The organism is Micromonospora sp. CPCC 205554 (genome assembly GCF_036902745.1).
Lineage (GTDB): Bacteria > Actinomycetota > Actinomycetes > Mycobacteriales > Micromonosporaceae > Micromonospora > Micromonospora tulbaghiae.
The window spans coordinates 148,683-168,879 of sequence record NZ_JBAKHP010000006.1 but is presented as its reverse complement, the minus strand read 5'-3'; the positions used below and the strand labels follow the sequence as shown (position 1 = coordinate 168,879).

28 protein-coding genes are annotated in these 20,197 nt (G+C 68.4%); all 28 read right to left on the bottom strand.

Going from position 1 to position 20,197, the window contains the following annotated elements; translation table 11 throughout:
• Nucleotides 1-164 precede the first annotated feature (164 nt).
• Nucleotides 165-608: a 50S ribosomal protein L15 gene (gene rplO, locus V6U82_RS11160; protein WP_018784561.1), complete on the bottom strand. Its 444-nt coding sequence runs from the start codon at nt 606-608 to the stop codon at nt 165-167.
• Nucleotides 608-790, bottom strand: a complete 183-nt coding sequence (gene rpmD, locus V6U82_RS11155; RefSeq protein WP_013473693.1) for a 50S ribosomal protein L30 — start codon at nt 788-790, stop codon at nt 608-610. The genes rplO and rpmD overlap by 1 nt, the downstream gene beginning before the upstream one ends.
• On the bottom strand, nt 790-1,404 hold the full coding sequence (rpsE, locus tag V6U82_RS11150; RefSeq protein WP_088987583.1) for a 30S ribosomal protein S5: 615 nt from the start codon (nt 1,402-1,404) through the stop codon (nt 790-792). The genes rpmD and rpsE overlap by 1 nt, the downstream gene beginning before the upstream one ends.
• Before the next feature lie 33 nt (nt 1,405-1,437).
• Nucleotides 1,438-1,827, bottom strand: a complete 390-nt coding sequence (gene rplR, locus V6U82_RS11145; RefSeq protein ID WP_013288622.1) for a 50S ribosomal protein L18 — start codon at nt 1,825-1,827, stop codon at nt 1,438-1,440.
• The gene (gene rplF / locus V6U82_RS11140; RefSeq protein ID WP_073828942.1) at nt 1,824-2,366 is read right to left on the bottom strand and encodes a 50S ribosomal protein L6; all 543 of its coding nucleotides are present in this window, start codon (nt 2,364-2,366) and stop codon (nt 1,824-1,826) included. Before rplF ends, rplR begins: the two co-directional genes overlap by 4 nt.
• A gap of 16 nt (nt 2,367-2,382) precedes the next feature.
• Nucleotides 2,383-2,790, bottom strand: coding sequence for a 30S ribosomal protein S8 (rpsH, locus tag V6U82_RS11135; RefSeq protein ID WP_013288624.1), 408 nt, complete (start codon nt 2,788-2,790; stop codon nt 2,383-2,385).
• Between the two features lie 98 nt (nt 2,791-2,888).
• Nucleotides 2,889-3,074: a type Z 30S ribosomal protein S14 gene (locus tag V6U82_RS11130; RefSeq protein ID WP_007073023.1), complete on the bottom strand. Its 186-nt coding sequence runs from the start codon at nt 3,072-3,074 to the stop codon at nt 2,889-2,891.
• Nucleotide 3,075: 1 nt separating this feature from the next.
• On the bottom strand, nt 3,076-3,645 hold the full coding sequence (gene rplE / locus V6U82_RS11125; protein WP_018784556.1) for a 50S ribosomal protein L5: 570 nt from the start codon (nt 3,643-3,645) through the stop codon (nt 3,076-3,078).
• Nucleotides 3,645-3,965: a 50S ribosomal protein L24 gene (rplX, locus tag V6U82_RS11120; protein WP_013288626.1), complete on the bottom strand. Its 321-nt coding sequence runs from the start codon at nt 3,963-3,965 to the stop codon at nt 3,645-3,647. Before rplX ends, rplE begins: the two co-directional genes overlap by 1 nt.
• The gene (gene rplN / locus V6U82_RS11115; protein ID WP_007073026.1) at nt 3,962-4,330 is read right to left on the bottom strand and encodes a 50S ribosomal protein L14; all 369 of its coding nucleotides are present in this window, start codon (nt 4,328-4,330) and stop codon (nt 3,962-3,964) included. Before rplN ends, rplX begins: the two co-directional genes overlap by 4 nt.
• Before the next feature lie 98 nt (nt 4,331-4,428).
• The gene (gene rpsQ, locus V6U82_RS11110) at nt 4,429-4,704 is read right to left on the bottom strand and encodes a 30S ribosomal protein S17 (RefSeq protein ID WP_128137051.1); all 276 of its coding nucleotides are present in this window, start codon (nt 4,702-4,704) and stop codon (nt 4,429-4,431) included.
• Nucleotides 4,701-4,937, bottom strand: coding sequence for a 50S ribosomal protein L29 (gene rpmC / locus V6U82_RS11105; RefSeq protein ID WP_013288628.1), 237 nt, complete (start codon nt 4,935-4,937; stop codon nt 4,701-4,703). Before rpmC ends, rpsQ begins: the two co-directional genes overlap by 4 nt.
• The gene (gene rplP, locus V6U82_RS11100) at nt 4,937-5,362 is read right to left on the bottom strand and encodes a 50S ribosomal protein L16 (RefSeq protein WP_007465292.1); all 426 of its coding nucleotides are present in this window, start codon (nt 5,360-5,362) and stop codon (nt 4,937-4,939) included. Before rplP ends, rpmC begins: the two co-directional genes overlap by 1 nt.
• Nucleotides 5,363-5,365: 3 nt before the next feature.
• Complete coding sequence (gene rpsC / locus V6U82_RS11095; protein WP_318335719.1) at nt 5,366-6,238, bottom strand: 30S ribosomal protein S3; 873 nt, start codon at nt 6,236-6,238, stop codon at nt 5,366-5,368.
• Nucleotides 6,238-6,687 (bottom strand): 50S ribosomal protein L22, encoded by a 450-nt coding sequence (gene rplV / locus V6U82_RS11090; RefSeq protein WP_128137687.1) that lies wholly within the window; start codon nt 6,685-6,687, stop codon nt 6,238-6,240. The genes rpsC and rplV overlap by 1 nt, the downstream gene beginning before the upstream one ends.
• A gap of 40 nt (nt 6,688-6,727) precedes the next feature.
• On the bottom strand, nt 6,728-7,009 hold the full coding sequence (gene rpsS, locus V6U82_RS11085) for a 30S ribosomal protein S19 (protein ID WP_007073032.1): 282 nt from the start codon (nt 7,007-7,009) through the stop codon (nt 6,728-6,730).
• 12 nt (nt 7,010-7,021) lie between these two features.
• Entirely contained in the window at nt 7,022-7,861 is an 840-nt protein-coding gene (gene rplB, locus V6U82_RS11080) for a 50S ribosomal protein L2 (protein ID WP_013288631.1), read from the bottom strand.
• A gap of 12 nt (nt 7,862-7,873) precedes the next feature.
• The gene (rplW, locus tag V6U82_RS11075) at nt 7,874-8,176 is read right to left on the bottom strand and encodes a 50S ribosomal protein L23 (protein ID WP_013288632.1); all 303 of its coding nucleotides are present in this window, start codon (nt 8,174-8,176) and stop codon (nt 7,874-7,876) included.
• On the bottom strand, nt 8,173-8,838 hold the full coding sequence (rplD, locus tag V6U82_RS11070; protein WP_013288633.1) for a 50S ribosomal protein L4: 666 nt from the start codon (nt 8,836-8,838) through the stop codon (nt 8,173-8,175). Before rplD ends, rplW begins: the two co-directional genes overlap by 4 nt.
• Nucleotides 8,835-9,500, bottom strand: a complete 666-nt coding sequence (gene rplC, locus V6U82_RS11065) for a 50S ribosomal protein L3 (protein ID WP_334460850.1) — start codon at nt 9,498-9,500, stop codon at nt 8,835-8,837. The genes rplD and rplC overlap by 4 nt, the downstream gene beginning before the upstream one ends.
• Before the next feature lie 11 nt (nt 9,501-9,511).
• Complete coding sequence (gene rpsJ / locus V6U82_RS11060) at nt 9,512-9,820, bottom strand: 30S ribosomal protein S10 (RefSeq protein ID WP_007073037.1); 309 nt, start codon at nt 9,818-9,820, stop codon at nt 9,512-9,514.
• A gap of 355 nt (nt 9,821-10,175) precedes the next feature.
• A complete protein-coding gene (gene tuf / locus V6U82_RS11055) occupies nt 10,176-11,369 on the bottom strand; it encodes an elongation factor Tu (protein ID WP_013288635.1) in 1,194 nt (397 codons plus the stop codon).
• Nucleotides 11,370-11,592: 223 nt separating this feature from the next.
• Nucleotides 11,593-13,689, bottom strand: coding sequence for an elongation factor G (fusA, locus tag V6U82_RS11050; protein ID WP_334460849.1), 2,097 nt, complete (start codon nt 13,687-13,689; stop codon nt 11,593-11,595).
• A gap of 75 nt (nt 13,690-13,764) precedes the next feature.
• Entirely contained in the window at nt 13,765-14,235 is a 471-nt protein-coding gene (gene rpsG, locus V6U82_RS11045; RefSeq protein ID WP_013288637.1) for a 30S ribosomal protein S7, read from the bottom strand.
• 1 nt (nt 14,236) lies between these two features.
• Nucleotides 14,237-14,611: a 30S ribosomal protein S12 gene (rpsL, locus tag V6U82_RS11040; protein WP_007465318.1), complete on the bottom strand. Its 375-nt coding sequence runs from the start codon at nt 14,609-14,611 to the stop codon at nt 14,237-14,239.
• A 500-nt stretch (nt 14,612-15,111) separates the two neighbouring features.
• Nucleotides 15,112-15,483: a hypothetical protein gene (locus tag V6U82_RS11035; protein WP_334460914.1), complete on the bottom strand. Its 372-nt coding sequence runs from the start codon at nt 15,481-15,483 to the stop codon at nt 15,112-15,114.
• A gap of 344 nt (nt 15,484-15,827) precedes the next feature.
• The gene (locus tag V6U82_RS11030; RefSeq protein ID WP_181726609.1) at nt 15,828-16,196 is read right to left on the bottom strand and encodes a hypothetical protein; all 369 of its coding nucleotides are present in this window, start codon (nt 16,194-16,196) and stop codon (nt 15,828-15,830) included.
• A 96-nt stretch (nt 16,197-16,292) separates the two neighbouring features.
• Nucleotides 16,293-20,180, bottom strand: a complete 3,888-nt coding sequence (locus V6U82_RS11025; RefSeq protein ID WP_120573084.1) for a DNA-directed RNA polymerase subunit beta' — start codon at nt 20,178-20,180, stop codon at nt 16,293-16,295.
• Nucleotides 20,181-20,197 lie beyond the last annotated feature (17 nt).

Here is a 20,197-nt window from a genome sequence, read left to right as displayed (position 1 = left end):
CCCGGTATCCATGGCTGGGAACGGACTCTAACAGTCCGATCCCGGTCCGGGCAGATGTGCCCGGCTACATAAAACGAATCCGATGTTACCCGGCGCACACGTGGCCGGTAGACCATGGCGCCCGCCCAGTTGCGAACAACTGAGCGGGCGCCGTGGACATCGCCTTACAGCTCGGTGACCGAGCCACCGGCGGCGGTGATCTTCTCCTTGGCCGACGCGCTGAACGCGTGCGCCGAGACCTGGAGAGACACGCCACCGAGGTCGCCGGTGCCGAGCACCTTGACCGGGTGACCCTTGCGGACCGCGCCGGCCTCGACCAGCTCGACCGGGCCGACCTGGCCGCCGTTCGGGAACAGCTCGGCCAGCCGGTCCAGGTTGACCACCTGGAACACGACCTTGAACTTGTTCTTGAAGCCCTTCATCTTCGGCAGGCGCATGTGGATGGGCATCTGCCCACCCTCGAACGCCGGCGAGATGTTCTTCCGGGCCTTCGAACCCTTGGTACCGCGACCGGCGGTCTTGCCCTTCGAGCCCTCACCGCGACCCACGCGGGTCTTGTCGGTCTTGGCACCCGGAGCCGGACGCAGGTGGTGCACCTTGATCGTCATTACTCGACCTCCTCGACCTTCACGAGGTGGTTGACCGTGAAGATCATGCCGCGGATCTCCGGCCGGTCCTCCTTGACCACCACGTCGTTGATCCGCTTGAGACCGAGCGAACGCAGCGAGTCACGCTGGTTCTTCTTGGTCCCGATCTCGGACCGGACCTGGGTGACCTTCAGGCGTGCCATCAGGACGCCACCCCCGCCCGCGACGCCAGCATGGCGGCCGGCGCGACGTCCTCGACCGGCAGACCACGACGGGCCGCGACCTGCTCCGGGGACTCGAGCCCCTTCAGGGCCGCCACCGTGGCGTGCACGATGTTGATCGGGTTGGACGAGCCGAGGCTCTTGGAGAGCACGTCGTGGATGCCCGCGCACTCCAGCACGGCACGCACCGGACCACCGGCGATGACACCCGTACCGGCGGAGGCCGGCTTGAGCAGCACCACACCGGCCGCGTCCTCGCCCTGCACCGGGTGCGGGATCGAGGCGCCGATGCGCGGCACCTTGAAGAAGTGCTTCTTGGCCTCCTCGACACCCTTGGCGATCGCCGCGGGCACCTCCTTGGCCTTTCCGTAGCCCACACCGACGGTGCCGTCGCCGTCGCCCACGATCACCAGGGCGGTGAAGCTGAAGCGACGACCACCCTTCACGACCTTGGCGACGCGGTTGATCGCGACGACCCGCTCGAGGTGCGGGGTCTTCTCGACGGGCGCGTTTCCGCGGCCGCCCTCACGGCGGTTGTCGCGGCGACCACCCTCGTTGCCACCGGACCCGCCGCCACGGCGCTGTTGACCTGGCATCAGCAGCCTTCCTTCTCTCTCGTGACGGGGTTTCTAGAACTCGAGCCCGGCTTCGCGGGCGGCGTCGGCAAGCGCGGCGACACGCCCCGCGTACCGGTTGCCACCGCGGTCGAAGACGACCTTCGAGACGCCGGCGGCCTTGGCACGCTCGGCGAGCAGGGCGCCGACCTTGCCGGCCAGGGCGCTCTTGTCGCCCTCGGCGCCGCGCAGCGAGGCGTCCATGGTCGAGGCCGACGCCAGGGTGTGACCCTTGGTGTCGTCCACGACCTGGGCCACCACGTGGCGCAGGGAGCGGGTGACGACCAGGCGGGGACGCTCGGCGGTGCCGCTGACGTTCTTGCGGACCCGGAAGTGCCGACGCGCACGCCCGACGGCACGCTTGGCGGCGACGCCGCGGCGGCGCTTGAGCAGCGTGGCGCTCACTTCTTACCTGCCTTTCCAGCCTTGCGGCGGATGACCTCGCCCTGGTACTTCACGCCCTTGCCCTTGTAGGGCTCCGGCGGACGGATCTTCCGGATGTTGGCGGCGACCTCGCCGACCTGCTGCTTGTCGATGCCGGCCACGTGGAACAGCGTCGGCTTCTCGACCGTGAAGGTGATGCCGTCCGGCGCCTGCACCAGGACCGGGTGCGAGAACCCGAGCGCGAACTCCAGGTCCTTGCCCTTGGCGGTCACGCGGTAACCGGTGCCGGCGATCTCCAGGCTCTTGCGGTAGCCCTCGGTGACACCGACGATCATGTTGGCCACCAGCGTACGGCTCAGGCCGTGCAGCTCCTTGGCCTTGCGCTCGTCGTTGGGCCGGTTGACGTGCAGCTCGCCGTCCTCGCCCCGCTCCGCCGTGATCGGCTCGGCGAGCACGTGGCTCAGTTCGCCCTTGGGGCCCTTGACCTTGACGGTCCGGCCGTCGATCGTGATGTCGACGCCGGCAGGCACCGGGATCGACTTACGTCCAATACGCGACATTTCTACCTGTCTCCCGTTACCAGACGAAGGCGAGGACTTCCCCGCCAACGCTCCGCTTGCGGGCCTGCCGGTCGGTGAGCAGCCCCTGGGACGTCGAAATGATCGCCACGCCCAGCCCGCCGAGCACCCGCGGGAGCCCGTCCGACTTGGCGTACACCCGGAGACCGGGCTTGGACACGCGCTTGATGCCGGCCAGGCTCCGCTCGCGGTTCTGGCCGTACTTCAGCTCGACGACCAGTCGCTTGCCGACGGCGCCCTCCTCGGGCTCCTCGACCGACCAGGTGGCGATGTAACCCTCGGCCTTGAGGACCTCGGCGATGTTCGCCTTGATCTTCGAGTAGGGCATCGTCACCCGGTCGTGGTACGCCTGGTTGGCGTTACGCAGACGCGTGAGCATGTCTGCGATCGGGTCGGTCATCGTCATGAAAACTCGTCAACCTTTCTCGCCGGGGTTCCCCGGGCCGGGCCCGGGGCCTACGGCGAAGAGACAGTTCAGCTGACGCGCCGGAGCGCGCCGGGCTATTACCAGGAAGCCTTGGACACGCCGGGCAGCTCACCGCGGTGGGCCATCTCCCGGATGCACACCCGGCAGAGACCGAACTTGCGGTAGACCGCCTTCGGACGCCCGCACCGCTGGCAGCGGGTGTACGCGCGAACCGAGAACTTCGGCTTCGCGGCCGCCTTGAGGATCAGCGCCTTCTTGGCCATCTCAGTTCTCCTTGAACGGGAAGCCCAGGAGCTTGAGCAGCGCCCGGCCCTCGTCGTCGGTCGTGGCGGTCGTGACCACCGTGATGTCCATGCCCCGCTGGCGATCGATCTTGTCCTGATCGATCTCGTGGAACACCGACTGCTCGGTCAGGCCGAACGTGTAGTTGCCGTGCCCGTCGAGCTTGCGCCCGTCCAGGCCGCGGAAGTCACGGATACGCGGCAGCGCGATCGAGAGCAGCCGGTCCAGGAACTCCCACATCCGGTCGCCGCGAAGGGTGACCTTCGCGCCGATCGGCATGCCCTCGCGGAGCTTGAACTGCGCGATGGACTTGGTGGCCCGCCGGACCTGCGGCTTCTGGCCGGTGATGGTGGCCAGGTCGCGGACGGCCCCGTCGATCAGCTTGGCGTCGCGAGCAGCCTCGCCGACACCCATGTTGACGACGATCTTGACCAGCCGCGGCACCTGCATCGGGTTGGCGAACTCGAACTGCTTCTGCAGCTCGGCCACCACCTCGTTGCGGTACCGCTCCTTGAGGCGCGGCAGGGTCTTGGTTTCGGTAGCCGTGGTCATCAGAGGTCCTTACCGGTGCTACGCGCGATGCGGACCTTCTGGCCGTTGTCGTCGATCCGGTAGCCGACGCGGGTCGGCTTGCCGTCGGAGTCCAGGACCATCACGTTCGAGACGTGGATCGGGGCCTCCTGGGTGACGATGCCACCGGTCTTGGCGCCACGCTGGGTGGTGCTGATACGGGTGTGCTTCTTGACCCGGTTCACGCCCTCGACCAGGACCTTGTCCTGCCGCGGGTAGGCCGCGATGACCTTGCCCTTGGCACCCTTGTCCTTGCCGGCGATGACGACGACCGTGTCGCCCTTCTTGACCTTCACGGTCACAACACCTCCGGCGCGAGAGAGATGATCTTCATGAACCGCTTGTCCCGCAGCTCCCGGCCCACCGGGCCGAAGATGCGGGTACCGCGCGGGTCCCCACCGTCCTTGATGATGACGGCGGCGTTCTCGTCGAAGCGGATGTACGACCCGTCCGGCCGCCGCTTCTCCTTGGCGGTCCGAACGACGACGGCCTTGACGACGTCGCCCTTCTTCACACCGGCACCGGGGATCGCGTCCTTGACGGTCGCCACGATGACGTCGCCGATGCTCGCGTAGCGCCGACCGGAGCCGCCGAGCACCCGGATGCACAGGATCTCCCGGGCACCCGTGTTGTCGGCGACGCGCAGTCGCGACTCCTGCTGAATCACGTCTATCTCCTATGTCTGCCGGTTCTCCGGCCGCTCGGGGCGGCCGGAGCCTGGCGGAACCTGCGCCCGACCGAGACCCGGCCGAGCTCGAGCCTTCGCTACTTGGCCTTCTCGAGGATCTCCACGAGCCGCCAGCGCTTGGTGGCGGACAGCGGCCGGGTCTCCATGATCAGGACCCGGTCGCCGATGCCGGCCGAGTTCTGCTCGTCGTGCACCTTCAGCTTGCGCGTACGGCGCATGATCTTGCCGTACAGCGCGTGCTTGACGCGGTCCTCGACCTCGACCACGACGGTCTTGTCCATCTTGTCGCTGACCACGAGGCCCTCGCGGACCTTGCGGCGGGACCGCGCGGGGGCGGTGGTGTTCTCACTCATGATGCAGTCACCTCAGTCGGCGCGGCCGAGAGACCCAGCTCACGCTCACGCATGATCGTGTAGATCCGGGCGATCTCCCGACGGATGACCTGCAGCCGCCGGTTGTTGTCCAGCTGCCCGGTTGCGGCCTGCACGCGGAGGTTGAACAGCTCCGCCTTCGCCTCGCGCAACTTCGTGACCAGCTCCTCCTCGGAGAGCTCACGCAGCTCGGAGGGCTTGACGCCCGCTGCCATCAGGATTCACCCACTTCGCGCGTAACAATGCGGCACTTCATCGGGAGCTTGTGGATCGCGCGACGCATCGCCTCTCGCGCGATCTGCTCGTTGGGGAAGGACATCTCGAAGAGGACCCGCCCCGGCTTCACGTTGGCGACCCACCACTCGGGCGAACCCTTACCGGAACCCATCCGGGTCTCGGCCGGCTTCTTGGTGAGGGCCTGGTCCGGGAAGATCGTGATCCAGACCTTGCCGCCACGCTTGATGTGGCGGGTCATCGCGATACGCGCCGACTCGATCTGGCGGTTGGTCACGTACGCCGGCTCGAGAGCCTGGATCCCGAACTCGCCGAACACCACCCGGTTACCACCCTTGGACGCGCCACTGCGGTCCGGGTGGTGCGGCTTGCGGAAGCCCTTCGGGGGCTTGCGCGGCATCAGCATCTGTCAGCCCTCCTGCTGCTGTTCTGCCGGCTGGGTCGCGGCTGCCGCCACGGCGCCGGCGTCGACCGGGTCACCGGCCGGCGTCTCCGCCTGCTGCGCGATGGTGGTCGCGGCAGCCCGGCCGGCCTCGGTGCCACCGGCGGTCGTACCGGACGAGCCCGAGCGGCCACGGCGCGGCCGGTCCGGCCGGTCGCCACGGTCACGGCGCGGGCCGCGCGACGGGGCGGCCTCGGCCGGGGCCTCGCGACCCGGGACGGCGTCGCCCTTGTAGATCCAGACCTTCACGCCGATCCGGCCGAAGGTGGTACGGGCCTCGAAGAAGCCGTACTCGATGTTGGCCCGCAGCGTGTGCAGCGGAACCCGGCCCTCGCGGTAGAACTCGGTCCGGCTCATCTCGGCGCCGCCCAGACGGCCCGAGACCTGAACCCGGATGCCCTTGCAGGCGGGGTTCTTCATGGCGGACTGCATCGCCTTGCGCATGGCCCGGCGGAAGCTGACCCGGCTGGACAGCTGCTCGGCGACGCCCTGGGCGACCAGCTGTGCGTCCGACTCGGGGTTCTTCACCTCGATGATGTTCAGCTGGACCTGCTTGCCGGTGAGCTTCTCCAGCTCGCCGCGGATCCGGTCGGCCTCCGCACCCTTACGGCCGATGACGATGCCCGGCCGGGCGGTGTGGATGTCGACGCGGACCCGGTCCCGGGTGCGCTCGATGTCGACCTTGGAGATGCCGGCGCGCTCGAGGCCCTTGGACATCATCCGGCGGATCTTGACGTCCTCGCCGATGTAGTCCTTGTAGAGCTTGTCCGCGAACCAGCGGGACTTCCAGTCGGTCGAGATGCCGAGCCGGAACCCGGTCGGGTGAACCTTCTGACCCATTACTCGGCACCCTCCGTCGTGCTCTGCTCCTCAGTGGCCGGCTTGGCCGGAGCGGCCTTCTTCGCCGACTTCTTCGGCGCGGCCGGCGCAACCGCCTCGACCGCCACGGTGATGTGGCAGGTGCGCTTGCGAATCCGGTACGCCCGGCCCTGCGCCCGCGGCCGGAACCGCTTCATGGTCGGGCCCTCGTCGACGAACGCCTCACTGACGAGCAGCGCGTCGGGGTCCAGCCGCTCGTTGTTCTCCGCGTTGGCGATCGCGCTCGCGAGCACCTTGTACACCTGCTCGCTCGCAGCCTGCGGCGCGAACTGCAGCACCGTGAGCGCCTCCTTCGCGGGCAGGCCGCGGACGAGGTTGACCACCCGGCGCGCCTTCATCGGCGAGATGCGCACGTGCCGCGCAACCGCCCGCGCGCCCGGAAGCACCGGAGCGTCGCCCTTTCCTGGCATCGCTGTAACCCCTTGTTCCTCTATCCGTATGCCCGCGGCGTCAGCGCCGGCGGCTCTTCCGGTCGTCCTTCTCGTGACCCTTGAACGTGCGGGTCAGCGCGAACTCGCCGAGCTTGTGCCCGACCATGGCCTCGGTCACGAAAACCGGGACGTGCTTGCGTCCGTCGTGCACGGCGATCGTGTGACCCAGCATCTCCGGGATGATCGTCGAGCGCCGCGACCAGGTCTTGATGACGTTCTTCGAGCCCTTGTCGTTCTGCGTCTCCACCTTCTTGAGCAGGTGGTCGTCGACGAACGGGCCCTTCTTCAGGCTGCGAGGCATGTCTTATCTCCCTCAGCCGCGCTTACGCGTGGCGTAGCGGCGGCGGACGATCAGCCGGTCGCTCGGCTGGCCCTTACGACGGGTGCGGCCCTCGGGCTTACCCTGCGGGTTGACCGGGTGGCGACCACCGGAGGTCTTACCCTCACCACCACCGTGCGGGTGGTCGACCGGGTTCATCGCGACACCACGGACGGTCGGGCGCTTGCCCTTCCACCGCATACGGCCGGCCTTACCCCAGTTGATGTTCGACTGGTCGGCGTTGCCGATCTCGCCGATGCTGGCGCGGCAGCGCACGTCCACACGCCGGATCTCACCGGACGGCATACGCAGGGTCGCGTACGCGCCCTCACGGCCGAGCAGCTGGATGCCGACGCCGGCCGAGCGGGCCAGCTTGGCGCCGCCGCCCGGACGCAGCTCCACGTTGTGGATGGTGGTACCGACCGGGATGTTGCGCAGCGGCAGGTTGTTACCCGGCTTGATGTCGGCGCCCGGACCGGACTCGACGCGGTCGCCCTGCTTCAGGTCCTTCGGCGCGATGATGTAGCGCTTCTCGCCGTCGGCGTAGTGCAGCAGCGCGATGCGCGCGGTGCGGTTCGGGTCGTACTCGATGTGGGCGACCTTCGCCGGCACGCCGTCCTTGTCGACCCGCTTGAAGTCGATCAGACGGTACTGGCGCTTGTGGCCGCCACCGTGGTGCCGCGTGGTGATCCGGCCGTGGGCGTTGCGTCCGCCCTTCTTCGGCAGCGGAGCCAGCAGCGACTTCTCGGGCGTCGACCGGGTGATCTCGGCGAAGTCGGCAACGCTCGAGCCACGCCGGCCCGGCGTCGTCGGCTTGTACTTACGGATAGCCATTGTCTACACCCCTCAGCTGACCGGGCCGCCGAAGGCCTCGATACGGTCACCGTCAGCCAGCTTCACCATCGCGCGCTTGGTGTCCTTGCGCTTGCCGAACCCGGTACGGGTCCGCTTGCGCTTGCCCTCGCGGTTGAGCGTGTTGACCGTCAGGACGCGGACGTTGAAGATCTGCTGGATAGCGATCTTGATCTCGGTCTTGTTGGCGTCCGGGTGCACCAGGAAGGTGTACCAGTTGCGGTTCAGCTCGCTGTAGCTCTTCTCCGAGACGACCGGCGCGACGATGACGTCACGCGGATCGGCGATCGTGCTCACTTGCCATCCTCCTCGGTGGTCTCGGCGGGAACGCCCAGGAACTCGTCCAGGGCCTCCTTGGTGAAGACCACGTCGTCGGCCACCAGCACGTCGTAGGTGTTGAGCTGGCCGGCCTCGATCAGGTGCACCCGGCTGTCCCGCGCGTTGCGCAGGTTCCGCAGCGACACCCAGTTCAGCTCGTCGGTGCTGCTCAGCACGACCAGGACCCGACGGGCCTGGGTCAGCTTGGTCAGCGTGGCCAGGGCCGCCTTGGTGGACGGCTTCTCGCCGGAGACGAACGCCTCGACGACGTGCACCTGCCCGGCGCGGGCCCGGTCGGAGAGGGCGCCACGCAGGGCGGCGGCCTTCATCTTCTTCGGGGTGCGCTGGCTGTAGTCGCGCGGCACCGGGCCGTGGACCACGCCACCGCCGGCGAACTGCGGCGCGCGGGTCGAGCCCTGGCGGGCACGACCGGTGCCCTTCTGCTTGTACGGCTTCTTGCCTCCACCGGAGACCTCGCCGCGGGTCTTCGTCTTGTGCGTACCCTGACGGGCCGCCGCGAGCTGGGCCACCACGACCTGGTGCATCAGGGCGATGTTGGCCTGCGCGTCGAAGATGTCGGCCGGCAGCTCGACGGAGCCGCTCTTGGCGCCTTCGACGTTGATGACGTCAACGGTGGTCACTTGGCCGCACCGCCCTTCTTCACCTTCGCCTTGGCCGCGGTGCGGACCAGGACCAGCGCGCCCTTCGGGCCCGGAATGGCCCCGCGGACGAGCAGGAGGTTGTTCTCGGTGTCGACCGCCTGGACGGTCAGGTTCTGGACGGTGTAGCGCACGCCACCCATCCGGCCCGCCATCCGGGTGCCCTTGAAGACGCGACCCGGGGTCGCGCAGGCGCCGATCGAGCCGGGCGAGCGGTGCTTGCGCTCGACACCGTGGCTGGCGCGCAGACCGTGGAAGCCGTGCCGCTTCATCGGGCCGGCGTAGCCCTTGCCCTTGGTCTTGCCGGTCACGTCGATCACGGCGCCGGCCGGGAACTCCTCGACCGTGACCTCCTGGCCCGGCGCGTAGTCCGCGGCGTCGGAGGTGCGCAGCTCGACGATGTGCCGGCGCGGCGCGATGTCCGCCTTGGCGTAGTGCCCGGCGAGCGGCTTCTTGACCTTGCGCGGGTCGATGACCCCGTACGCCAGCTGGACCGCGGAGTAGCCGTCCTTGTCGGCGCTACGAACCTGGCTCACGACGCACGGGCCGGCCTGAACCACGGTCACGGGCACAACCTTGTTGTTGTCCCAGACCTGGGTCATGCCGAGCTTGGCGCCCAGGATCCCCTTGACTTGCCTGTCCATTTGTCCGGTCCCTACAGCTTGATCTCGATGTCGACGCCAGCCGGCAGGTCGAGGCGCATGAGCGAGTCGACCGTCTTCGGGGTCGGGTCGATGATGTCGATCAGACGCTTGTGCGTACGCATCTCGAAGTGCTCGCGCGAGTCCTTGTACTTGTGCGGCGAGCGGATGACGCAGAAACGGTTGATCTCCGTGGGCAGCGGCACCGGGCCAGCGACCTGCGCCCCGGTACGCGTCACCGTCTCGACGATCTTCCGAGCCGAGGAGTCGACGACCTCGTGGTCATAGGCCTTGAGCCGGATGCGGATCTTCTGTCCCGCCATGGTGGCTTCTGTTCCTTCTCTCGATGCCGCTGTGTTGCGGGCGCCTGTACCGGCTGGCACAGGCCCACTTCCGCCGACCCCCGCGGTCGGGCGTGTCGCGCCCGTGGGCCAGGCTCCGCCCCGGGACTCCGGAGCGATTCTCTGACCACGCGGTGGGTCATGGCGCCGATCGCGGGGACCGCGACCTGGACGCCGCGCGAGGGTGGTTGACCGCCGATGGCGACCAACCACCCTACGCGAGACAGTCTGACTCCCGGAGGTCCAGCGTCAACCGGACGCAGGTGACCGACTGTCGTTACGCAACCTGACTAGTATGCCGCACGTCCGGCGGCAACGCTAATCGGGGTTACCCAGCTCACTTGATGATCTTGGTGACGCGACCCGCGCCGACCGTACGACCACCCTCACGGATCGCGAACTTCAGGTTCTCCTCCATGGCGATGGGCTGAATCAGCTTCACCGTCATCGAGGTGTTGTCGCCCGGCATGACCATCTCGGTGCCCTCGGGCAGCGTGACGACGCCGGTGACGTCCGTGGTCCGGAAGTAGAACTGCGGGCGGTAGTTCTGGAAGAACGGGGTGTGCCGGCCGCCCTCCTCCTTGGAGAGGATGTAGACCGTCGCCTCGAACTCCGTGTGCGGGGTCGTGGTGCCCGGCTTGATGACGACCATGCCGCGCTCGACGTCCTCGCGCTTGATGCCGCGCAGCAGCAGACCGACGTTCTCACCCGCGCGGGCCTCGTCGAGCAGCTTGCGGAACATCTCGATGCCGGTGCAGGTGGTCTTCATCGACTTCTCACGGATGCCGACGATCTCCACCTCCTCGTTCGGCTTGAGGATGCCGCGCTCGGCGCGACCGGTGACCACGGTGCCGCGACCGGTGATCGTGAAGACGTCCTCGATGGGCATGAGGAACGGCTTCTCGGTCTCGCGCTCCGGCTGCGGGATCGCGGTGTCCACGGCGTTCATCAGGTCCAGGAGCTTCCCGGTCCACTCCGGGTCGCCCTCCAGGGCCTTCAGCGCCGAGACCCGGACGACCGGCAGGTCGTCACCCGGGTACTCCTGCGAGGAGAGCAGCTCACGGACCTCGAGCTCGACGAGCTCCAGGAGCTCCTCGTCGTCGACCATGTCGCTCTTGTTGAGCGCCACGACGATGTACGGCACACCGACCTGACGGGCCAGCAGCACGTGCTCGCGGGTCTGCGGCATCGGGCCGTCGGTCGCCGCCACCACCAGGATCGCGCCGTCCATCTGCGCGGCACCGGTGATCATGTTCTTGATGTAGTCGGCGTGACCGGGGCAGTCGACGTGCGCGTAGTGACGCGCCTCGGTCTGGTACTCGACGTGCGCGATGGAGATCGTGATGCCGCGGGCCTTCTCCTCCGGCGCCTTGTCGATCTCGTCGAACGGCGTGTACGGGTTCAGGTCCGGGTACTGGTCGTGCAGGACCTTGGTGATGGCCGCCGTCAGCGTCGTCTTACCGTGGTCGATGTGACCAATGGTGCCGATGTTGACGTGCGGCTTAGTCCGCTCGAACTTCGCCTTCGCCACTGGTGTCCTCCTGTGGACTTTCTTGGTTCGTTCGCCCCGGCGCGCCGTTCGGCGCTTAGGACTCTGTCGACAGCCTTTCCGGCCGGAAGGCCGGAGAGCTTTTGTGGGTTCTGCGGCGATGAAGCCTACAGGCCCGGTCTCACGCAACCCGATCGAGGTGGCCGCGGGCGGGAGAGCCCTCCCGCGACCGCCCTCGCGTCATCGGATCAGCCGAGGGTGAGTGTCACTCACCCGTCGACTTGGCGATGATCTCCTTGGCCACCGAGGCCGGAACCTCGGCGTAGGAGTCGAACTGCATGCTGTAGCTAGCCCGGCCCTGGGTCTTCGACCGCAGGTCGCCGACGTAGCCGAACATCTCCGACAGCGGCACCAGAGCCCGGACGACGCGAGCGCCGCTGCGCTCCTCCATCGCCTGGATGATGCCACGCCGGGAGTTGAGGTCGCCGATGACGTCACCCATGTTCTCCTCAGGAGTGGTGACCTCAACGGCCATCATCGGCTCGAGGAGAGCGGGGTCGGCCTTGCGGGCCGCCTCCTTCATCGCCATCGAGCCGGCGATCTTGAACGCCATCTCCGACGAGTCGACCTCGTGGTACTGGCCGTCCACCAGGGTGAGCTTGACGCCCACCAGGGGGAAGCCGGCGAGGATGCCGTACTGCATGGCGTCCTGCGCGCCCGCGTCCACCGAGGGGATGAACTCCCGGGGGATGCGGCCACCGGTCACCGCGTTGGCGAACTCGTACGTCGGGGCGTCGTTGCCCAGCGGCAGCGGCTCCACGCTGATGATCACGCGGGCGTACTGGCCGGAACCACCGGTCTGCTTCTTGTGGGTGTACTCGACCTTCTCCACCTTGCGGCGGATGGTCTCGCGGTACGCCACCTGCGGCTTACCGATGTTCGCCTCGACGTTGAACTCGCGGCGCATCCGGTCGACCAGGATGTCCAGGTGAAGCTCGCCCATGCCGGAGATGACCGTCTGACCGGTCTGGTCGTCCAGCTTGACGCGGAAGGTCGGGTCCTCCTCGGCCAGCCGCTGGATGGCGGTGCTGAGCTTCTCCTGGTCGGCCTTGGTCTTCGGCTCGATGGCCACCTCGATGACCGGCTCCGGGAAGGTCATCGACTCCAGGATGACCGGGTTCGCCGGGTCGCACAGCGTGTCACCGGTGGTGGTCTGCTTCAGACCCTGCACCGCGATGATGTCGCCGGCCTGGGCGGAGCTGCGCTCCTCCCGCTTGTTGGCGTGCATCTGGTAGATCTTGCCGATCCGCTCCTTGCGGTCCTTGGTGGAGTTGATCACCTGAGAACCGGACTCGAGCGTGCCGGAGTAGATCCGGACGTACGTCAGCTTGCCGAGGTGCTTGTCGGTCTGGATCTTGAAGGCCAGGCCGGAGAACGGCTCGGAGATCGAGGGCTTCCGCTGCAGCGGGGTCTCGCCGTCCGTGGCCGTACCCTCGATCGCCGGGATGTCCAGCGGCGAGGGCAGGTACGCGACGACCGCGTCCAGCATCGGCTGGATGCCCTTGTTCTTGAAGGCGGTACCGGTGAGGACCGGGTTGGCCTTGCCGGCGATGGTGGCCCGGCGGATGGCGGCCTTGATCTCGTCGACCGAGATCTCCTCGCCCTCGAGGTACTTCTCCATCACCGAGTCGTCGACGTCGGCGAGGGTCTCCATCAGCTTCTCGCGCCACTCGGCGGCCGAGTCGGCGAGGTCGGCCGGGATCTCCTCGACCGCGTAGTCCTCACCCTTCTGGGTCTCGCCGCGCCAGGTGAGCGCACGCATCTCGACCAGGTCGACCACGCCGATGAAGTCGGACTCGGCACCGATCGGGATCTGGAGGACGAGCGGGGTGGCGTTGAGCCGGTCGATCATCATCTGCACGCAGCGGAAGAAGTCGGCGCCGGTCCGGTCGAGCTTGTTGACGAAGCACATCCGGGGGACGTTGTACTTGTCCGCCTGCCGCCAGACGTTCTCCGTCTGGGGCTCCACGCCGGCCACGCCGTCGTAGACCGCGACCGCACCGTCCAGAACACGCAGCGACCGCTCGACCTCGACCGTGAAGTCGACGTGGCCGGGCGTGTCGATGATCTGGATCGTGTGGCCCTTCCACTCGCACTTGGTGGCGGCGGAAGTGATGGTGATACCGCGCTCCTGCTCCTGCTCCATCCAGTCCATGACGGCGGCGCCCTCGTGGACCTCACCGATCTTGTACGTGATGCCGGTGTAGAACAGGATTCGCTCGGTGGTAGTGGTCTTACCGGCATCGATGTGGGCCATGATGCCGATGTTGCGTACGTTGGCGAGCGCGTCTGCGGCGGCCACTTCAATCCCTACTTATCGTCGTCTCGACACAACTGGTGGCGGTTCCGGCGCCGGTGGGCGCCGGAACCTCAGGTGTTACCAGCGGTAGTGCGCGAAGGCCTTGTTGGACTCGGCCATCTTGTGCGTGTCCTCACGCCGCTTGACGGCGGCGCCGAGGCCGTTGCTCGCGTCCAGCAGCTCGTTCATCAGCCGCTCGACCATCGTCTTCTCACGCCGGGCCCGGGAGTAGGTCACCAGCCAGCGCAGACCGAGCGTGGTCGCACGGGACGGCCGGACCTCGACCGGAACCTGGTAGGTGGCGCCACCGACACGGCGGCTGCGCACCTCGAGGGTCGGCTTGACGTTGTCCATCGCGCGCTTGAGCGTGACGACGGGGTCGGTGCCGGACTTCTCGCGGCAGCCCTCCAGGGCGGCGTACACGATCCGCTCGGCGAGCTGACGCTTGCCGCGCAGCAGGATCTTGTTCACCAGCTGGGTGACCAGGGGCGAGTTGTACACCGGGTCAGCGACCAGCGGCTTCCGCGGAGCGGGTCCCTTACGCGGCATGTCAGCTCTTCTCCTTCTTCGCGCCGTAGCGGCTGCGAGCCTGCTTGCGGTTGCGGACACCCTGGGTGTCCAGCGAACCGCGCACGATCTTGTACCGCACGCCGGGGAGGTCCTTCACACGACCGCCGCGCACGAGCACGATCGAGTGCTCCTGGAGGTTGTGGCCGACGCCCGGGATGTAGGCGGTCACCTCGATCTGGCTGCTGAGCTTGACACGAGCAACCTTGCGCAGCGCCGAGTTCGGCTTCTTCGGGGTGGTGGTGTACACGCGGGTGCACACGCCGCGCCGCTGGGGAGACCCCTTCAGCGCCGGGGTCTTGGTCTTGGTCGTCTTGGCCTGACGGCCCTTTCGGACCAACTGCTGAATGGTGGGCACCGGGTTTCTCCGCTCCCTTCGGCCGCTGCGAGGCGACCGCGCCGTCTGCTCCAGCCGTCCGGATGGGCGGCTCTCCTACATTCCAACCAGGGCCGCCTGACGGCTCCCCAGCACCCGCGGTCGGGCGTGTCGCCCGAGTCACGGTTCCGGTGCCGGCCGCTGACGCGTCGTACCGGATGTTCTGGTCTTGGTGGTGCGACCGCGCGATCACCGGCTGACCGGGTCCAGCGCACGCACGCATTGCCCGGGCGAGCCCGGGCACAAGGGGAAAGAGTACCTACCACAGCCGCGCCGGTCAAAACGGATGGGTCGGGAAGGACCGCTCCCGCGGTCCGTCCCCGGTCTCCGGGTCGCCGATGCGCCAACGATGGGCACCTACAGTGACAAGTGTACCGGCTCGTCCGCCGCACGACCCGGCGGCCCCGACACCGCCCGGCCTTCGGGCACCCGGACATACCGCTCAACCCGGGTCAGCGGCCGCAGACAGCGCGGCGAGGCCCTCACGTGATCTGCACCACCAGTGCCAGGGCGAGCCCGATCAGGACGAACAGCACCCCCGCCGCGCCGCAGGAGATTCCCGCGACAGCCAGGCGGGCGCCGGTGAACCGGACCGACGGCGGCGGCGCCGGCCGCCGGATCTGCCGCCGGGCGAGCAGCCCGGCCACCACCGCACCGATCCCGATCAGCCCGCCGAGGACGGTGAACGCGCCCGCCGCCCAGGCGCCGCCGTAGTTCCGGGCGGCGAGACCGACGCACAGCACCAGCAGCGACACCAGTATCGCGGCGATACCGGCGACGAGCGACCCGATGGCCAGACCCGAGGTGACCGGCGGCACGTCGAGGTGGACCACACCGAACGGCGTACCCGGCACCGCGTCGACCCGCTTCGGCGGCCGCGGCGCCTCGGCCGGCGGCGGCGGGAACGCCGGACCGCCATGTGGACCCCAGCCGCCGTGGCCGGGAGCGCTCGCCGGCACCGGCCACCCGCCGCCGTGCGCCGGCGGATTCCCCGCGTACGCCCCGTGCGGCTGGTGCGCCGGTGCGGACGCCGGACCCGGCGGGTACGGCCCGGGGCGGGTCGGGTCGCCTCCCGGCGGAGCCGGTTCCGTCACGGGGTCCTCCTGTCCACACGCGCCCGCCGCGCGGCGGACACCGGCCAGGCTACCGTCGCCGATCACCGTCGGAGGGGCGGGCGCCGGCCCGCTCCCCCACCGGGTCAGTCGAAGTTCGGCGCGAAGTCGTGGCCGAACGAGGCGTCGGCGGCCCGGACCACACCGATCACCACCGCCGCGACCACCGCGGCGGCGGTCAGTACCAGCCCGGTCCGCGCCATCTGCTCACCGCGCCGCAGCCAGTCAGCGCCGGTGAGATAACCACCCGAGGCGTACGCCTCCCGGCGCGCCTGCCGGGCCAGGACGAGCGCGACAGTGGCCGGCACCGCGCCGCCGAGGAAGAGGCCGGTGAGCGCGCCGATCAGCCCGAGTGCGAAGACGGCGCGGGCCTTGGTGGAGCGGACCGGCTCCGGATCGTGCGGATGGCGGTACGCCTGCGGCACGACGGGCGCCTGCCCGGGCACTGTCGTCATGCCCTCCATCATGCCCCGGATCCGGCCCACCGGTCCCGGCACTCCGGACGCGACGAGGCCCCCGGCGGTGCCGGGGGCCTCGTCGTTTCCTACTGCTTAGCGGTACGACCCGAAGTCGAAGTCGTCCAGCGGAACCGCCTGGCCGCTGGCCGGTCCGAAGCCGTAGTCGGTCTCCGGGTAGCCGGTCATCGAGTAGACCTTGGCCTTCGCCTCCTCGGTCGGCTCGACCCGGACGTTGCGGTACTTGCTGATGCCCGTACCGGCCGGGATGAGCTTACCGATGATCACGTTCTCCTTGAGGCCGATCAGCGAGTCGCTGCGGGCGTGGATCGCCGCGTCCGTCAGCACCCGGGTGGTCTCCTGGAAGGAGGCCGCCGACAGCCAGGAGTCAGTGGCCAGCGAGGCCTTGGTGATACCCATCAGCACCGGGCGACCGGCGGCGGGCTCGCCACCCTCGCCGACGAGCCGGCGGTTCTCCGACTCGAACAGCGCCCGGTCGACCAGCACACCCGGCAGGAACTCGGTCGAGCCGGAGTCGATGACCGTCACCCGCTTGAGCATCTGGCGGATGATGATCTCGATGTGCTTGTCGTGGATGAGCACACCCTGCGAGCGGTAGACCTCCTGGACCTCCTGGGTCAGGTGGACCTGGACCGCGCGCGGGCCGAGGATGCGCAGCAGCTCGTGCGGGTCGATGGTGCCCTCGGTGAGCTTCTCGCCGACCTCGACGTGGTCGCCGTCGTGCGCCCGGAGCCGGACCCGCTTCGAGATCTTGTCGTAGACGATCTCGTCGCTGCCGTCGTCCGGGATGACCACGATCTTGCGGGACCGCTCGCCGTCCTCGATCCGGATGCGACCGGGGGTGTCGGCGATGGGCGCCTTACCCTTCGGCACCCGGGCCTCGAAGATCTCCTGGACACGGGGCAGACCCTGGGTGATGTCCTCACCCGCGACACCACCGGTGTGGAAGGTACGCATCGTCAGCTGCGTACCCGGCTCACCGATCGACTGGGCGGCGATGATGCCGACCGCCTCGCCGACGTCCACGGTCTTGCCGGTCGGCAGCGAGCGGCCGTAGCACGCACCGCAGACGCCCAGCTTCGACTCGCAGGTGAGCACGCTGCGCACCCGCACCGTCTCGGTCCCGGCGGCGACGATCGCGTCCACCAGGATCGAGTTGATGTCCTGGCCGCGGTGGGCCACCACGGTGCCGTCCGGACCCTTGATGTCGTCGGCGAGCGTCCGGGCGTGCACGCTGGTCTCGGCGTGCTCGTGCACGACCAGCTTGCCGTCGATCCGCTCCCCGATCTGCATCGGGATGGCACGGTCGGTGCCGCAGTCCTCCTCGCGGATGATGACGTCCTGCGAGACGTCCACCAGACGCCGGGTCAGGTAACCCGAGTCGGCGGTACGCAGGGCGGTGTCCGCGAGACCCTTACGGGCACCGTGCGTGGAGATGAAGTACTCCAGCACGGACAGACCCTCCCGGTAGCTGGCCTTGATCGGCCGCGGGATGATCTCGCCCTTCGGGTTGGCCACCAGACCACGGATCGCCGCGATCTGCCGGAGCTGGAGCAGGTTACCGCGGGCACCCGAGTTGATCATCTTCCACAGCGGGTTCTCCTGCGGCAGCGCGGTGTCCATCTCCTTGGCGACCTCGTTGGTCGCCTTGGTCCAGATCTCGATGAGCTCGCCGCGGCGCTCCTCGGCGGTCATCAGACCACGCTGGTACTGCTTGTCGATCCGGTCGGCTTCCTTCTCGTACCGCTCCAGGATCTCCCGCTTGCGCGGCGGAGCGATGACGTCCTCCATGCCGATGGTGACGCCGGACCAGGTGGCCCAGTGGAAACCGGCCTCCTTGAGCCCGTCCAGGGTGGCCGCCAGGGCCACCTTCGGGAAGCGCTCGGCGAGGTCGTTGACGATCGCGGAGAGCTGGCCCTTGCGGATCTCGTAGTTCACGAAGCGGTAGCCCGGGGGCAGCGTCTCGTTGAACAGGACCCGGCCCAGCGTGGTCTCCACCGTCACCGGCTCGCCCTCGGTCCACCCCTCGGCGGGGGTCCAGGGCTCGGCGCCGGCGCCGTTGTCCACACCGACGACGTCGCGCAGCCGGATCCGGACCGGCGCCTGCAGGTGCAGCTCGCCGTTGTCGTACGCCATCCGCGCCTCGGCGTCCGAGCTGAACGCCCGGCCCTCGCCCTTGCCCCCCGGAGTGAGGTGGGTGAGGTGGTACAGACCGATGACCATGTCCTGGGTCGGCATGGTGACCGGCTTGCCGTCGGCCGGCTTGAGGATGTTGTTCGACGACAGCATCAGGATCCGCGCCTCGGCCTGGGCCTCGGCGGACAGCGGCACGTGGACCGCCATCTGGTCACCGTCGAAGTCGGCGTTGAACGCGGTGCAGACCAGCGGGTGGATCTGGATGGCCTTGCCCTCGACCAGCTGCGGCTCGAAGGCCTGGATGCCCAGACGGTGCAGGGTCGGCGCGCGGTTCAGCAGAACCGGGTGCTCGCCGATGACCTCTTCCAGCACGTCCCACACGACCGGCCGCTGCCGCTCGACCATCCGCTTGGCGGACTTGATGTTCTGCGCGTGGTTGAGGTCGACCAGCCGCTTCATCACGAACGGCTTGAACAGCTCCAGCGCCATCTGCTTGGGCAGGCCGCACTGGTGCAGCTTGAGCTTCGGGCCGACCACGATGACCGAACGGCCGGAGTAGTCGACGCGCTTGCCCAGCAGGTTCTGACGGAACCGGCCCTGCTTGCCCTTGAGCATGTCGGACAGCGACTTCAGCGGCCGGTTACCCGGGCCGGTGACCGGACGACCACGACGGCCGTTGTCGAACAGCGCGTCGACGGCCTCCTGGAGCATCCGCTTCTCGTTGTTGACGATGATCTCGGGCGCGCCGAGGTCGATCAGCCGCTTGAGGCGGTTGTTCCGGTTGATCACACGCCGGTACAGGTCGTTCAGGTCCGAGGTCGCGAAGCGGCCACCGTCGAGCTGCACCATCGGGCGCAGGTCCGGCGGGATGACCGGGACGCAGTCCAGCACCATGCCGAGCGGCGAGTTGCGGGTGTTCTGGAACGCCGCGACGACCTTGAGCCGCTTGAGCGCCCGGATCTTCCGCTGACCCTTGCCGGAGCGGATGGTCTCGCGGAGGTTCTCCGCCTCGGCCTCCAGGTCCATGTTCTGGACCAGGGCCTTGATCGCCTCGGCGCCCATGCTGCCGGTGAAGTACTCACCGAAGCGGTCGCGCAGCTCGCGGTAGAGCAGCTCGTCGGTGACCAGCTGCTTCGGCTCCAGCTTGCGGAAGGTGTCGAGGACCTCGTCGAGGCGGTCGATCTCGCGCTGGGCCCGGTCGCGGATCTGGCGCATCTCGCGCTCTCCGCCCTCCTTGACCTTGCGCCGGACGTCCGCCTTCGCGCCCTCGGCCTCCAGCTCGGCCAGGTCGGCCTCCAGCTTGGCGGCCCGCTTCTCGATCTCCGAGTCGCGGCTGTTCTCGGCCTGCCGCTTCTCGGCCAGGATCTCGTTCTCGATGGTCGAGAGGTCGCGGTGACGCGCTTCGGCGTCCACGCTCGTCACGACGTACGAGGCGAAGTAGATGATCTTTTCGAGGTCCTTCGGGGCGAGGTCCAGCAGGTAGCCCAGCCGGCTCGGCACGCCCTTGAAGTACCAGATGTGGGTCACCGGAGCGGCCAGCTCGATGTGACCCATCCGCTCCCGGCGAACCTTGGAGCGGGTCACCTCGACGCCGCAGCGCTCGCAGATGATGCCCTTGAAGCGGACCCGCTTGTACTTACCGCAGTAGCACTCCCAGTCCCGCTGCGGACCGAAGATCTTCTCGCAGAAGAGCCCGTCCTTCTCCGGCTTGAGGGTGCGGTAGTTGATGGTCTCGGGCTTCTTGACCTCGCCGTGGGACCACTGACGGATGTCGTCAGCGGTGGCGAGGCCGATGCGCAGCTCGTCGAAGAAGTTGACGTCGAGCACTATGTCCCCTATGTCGT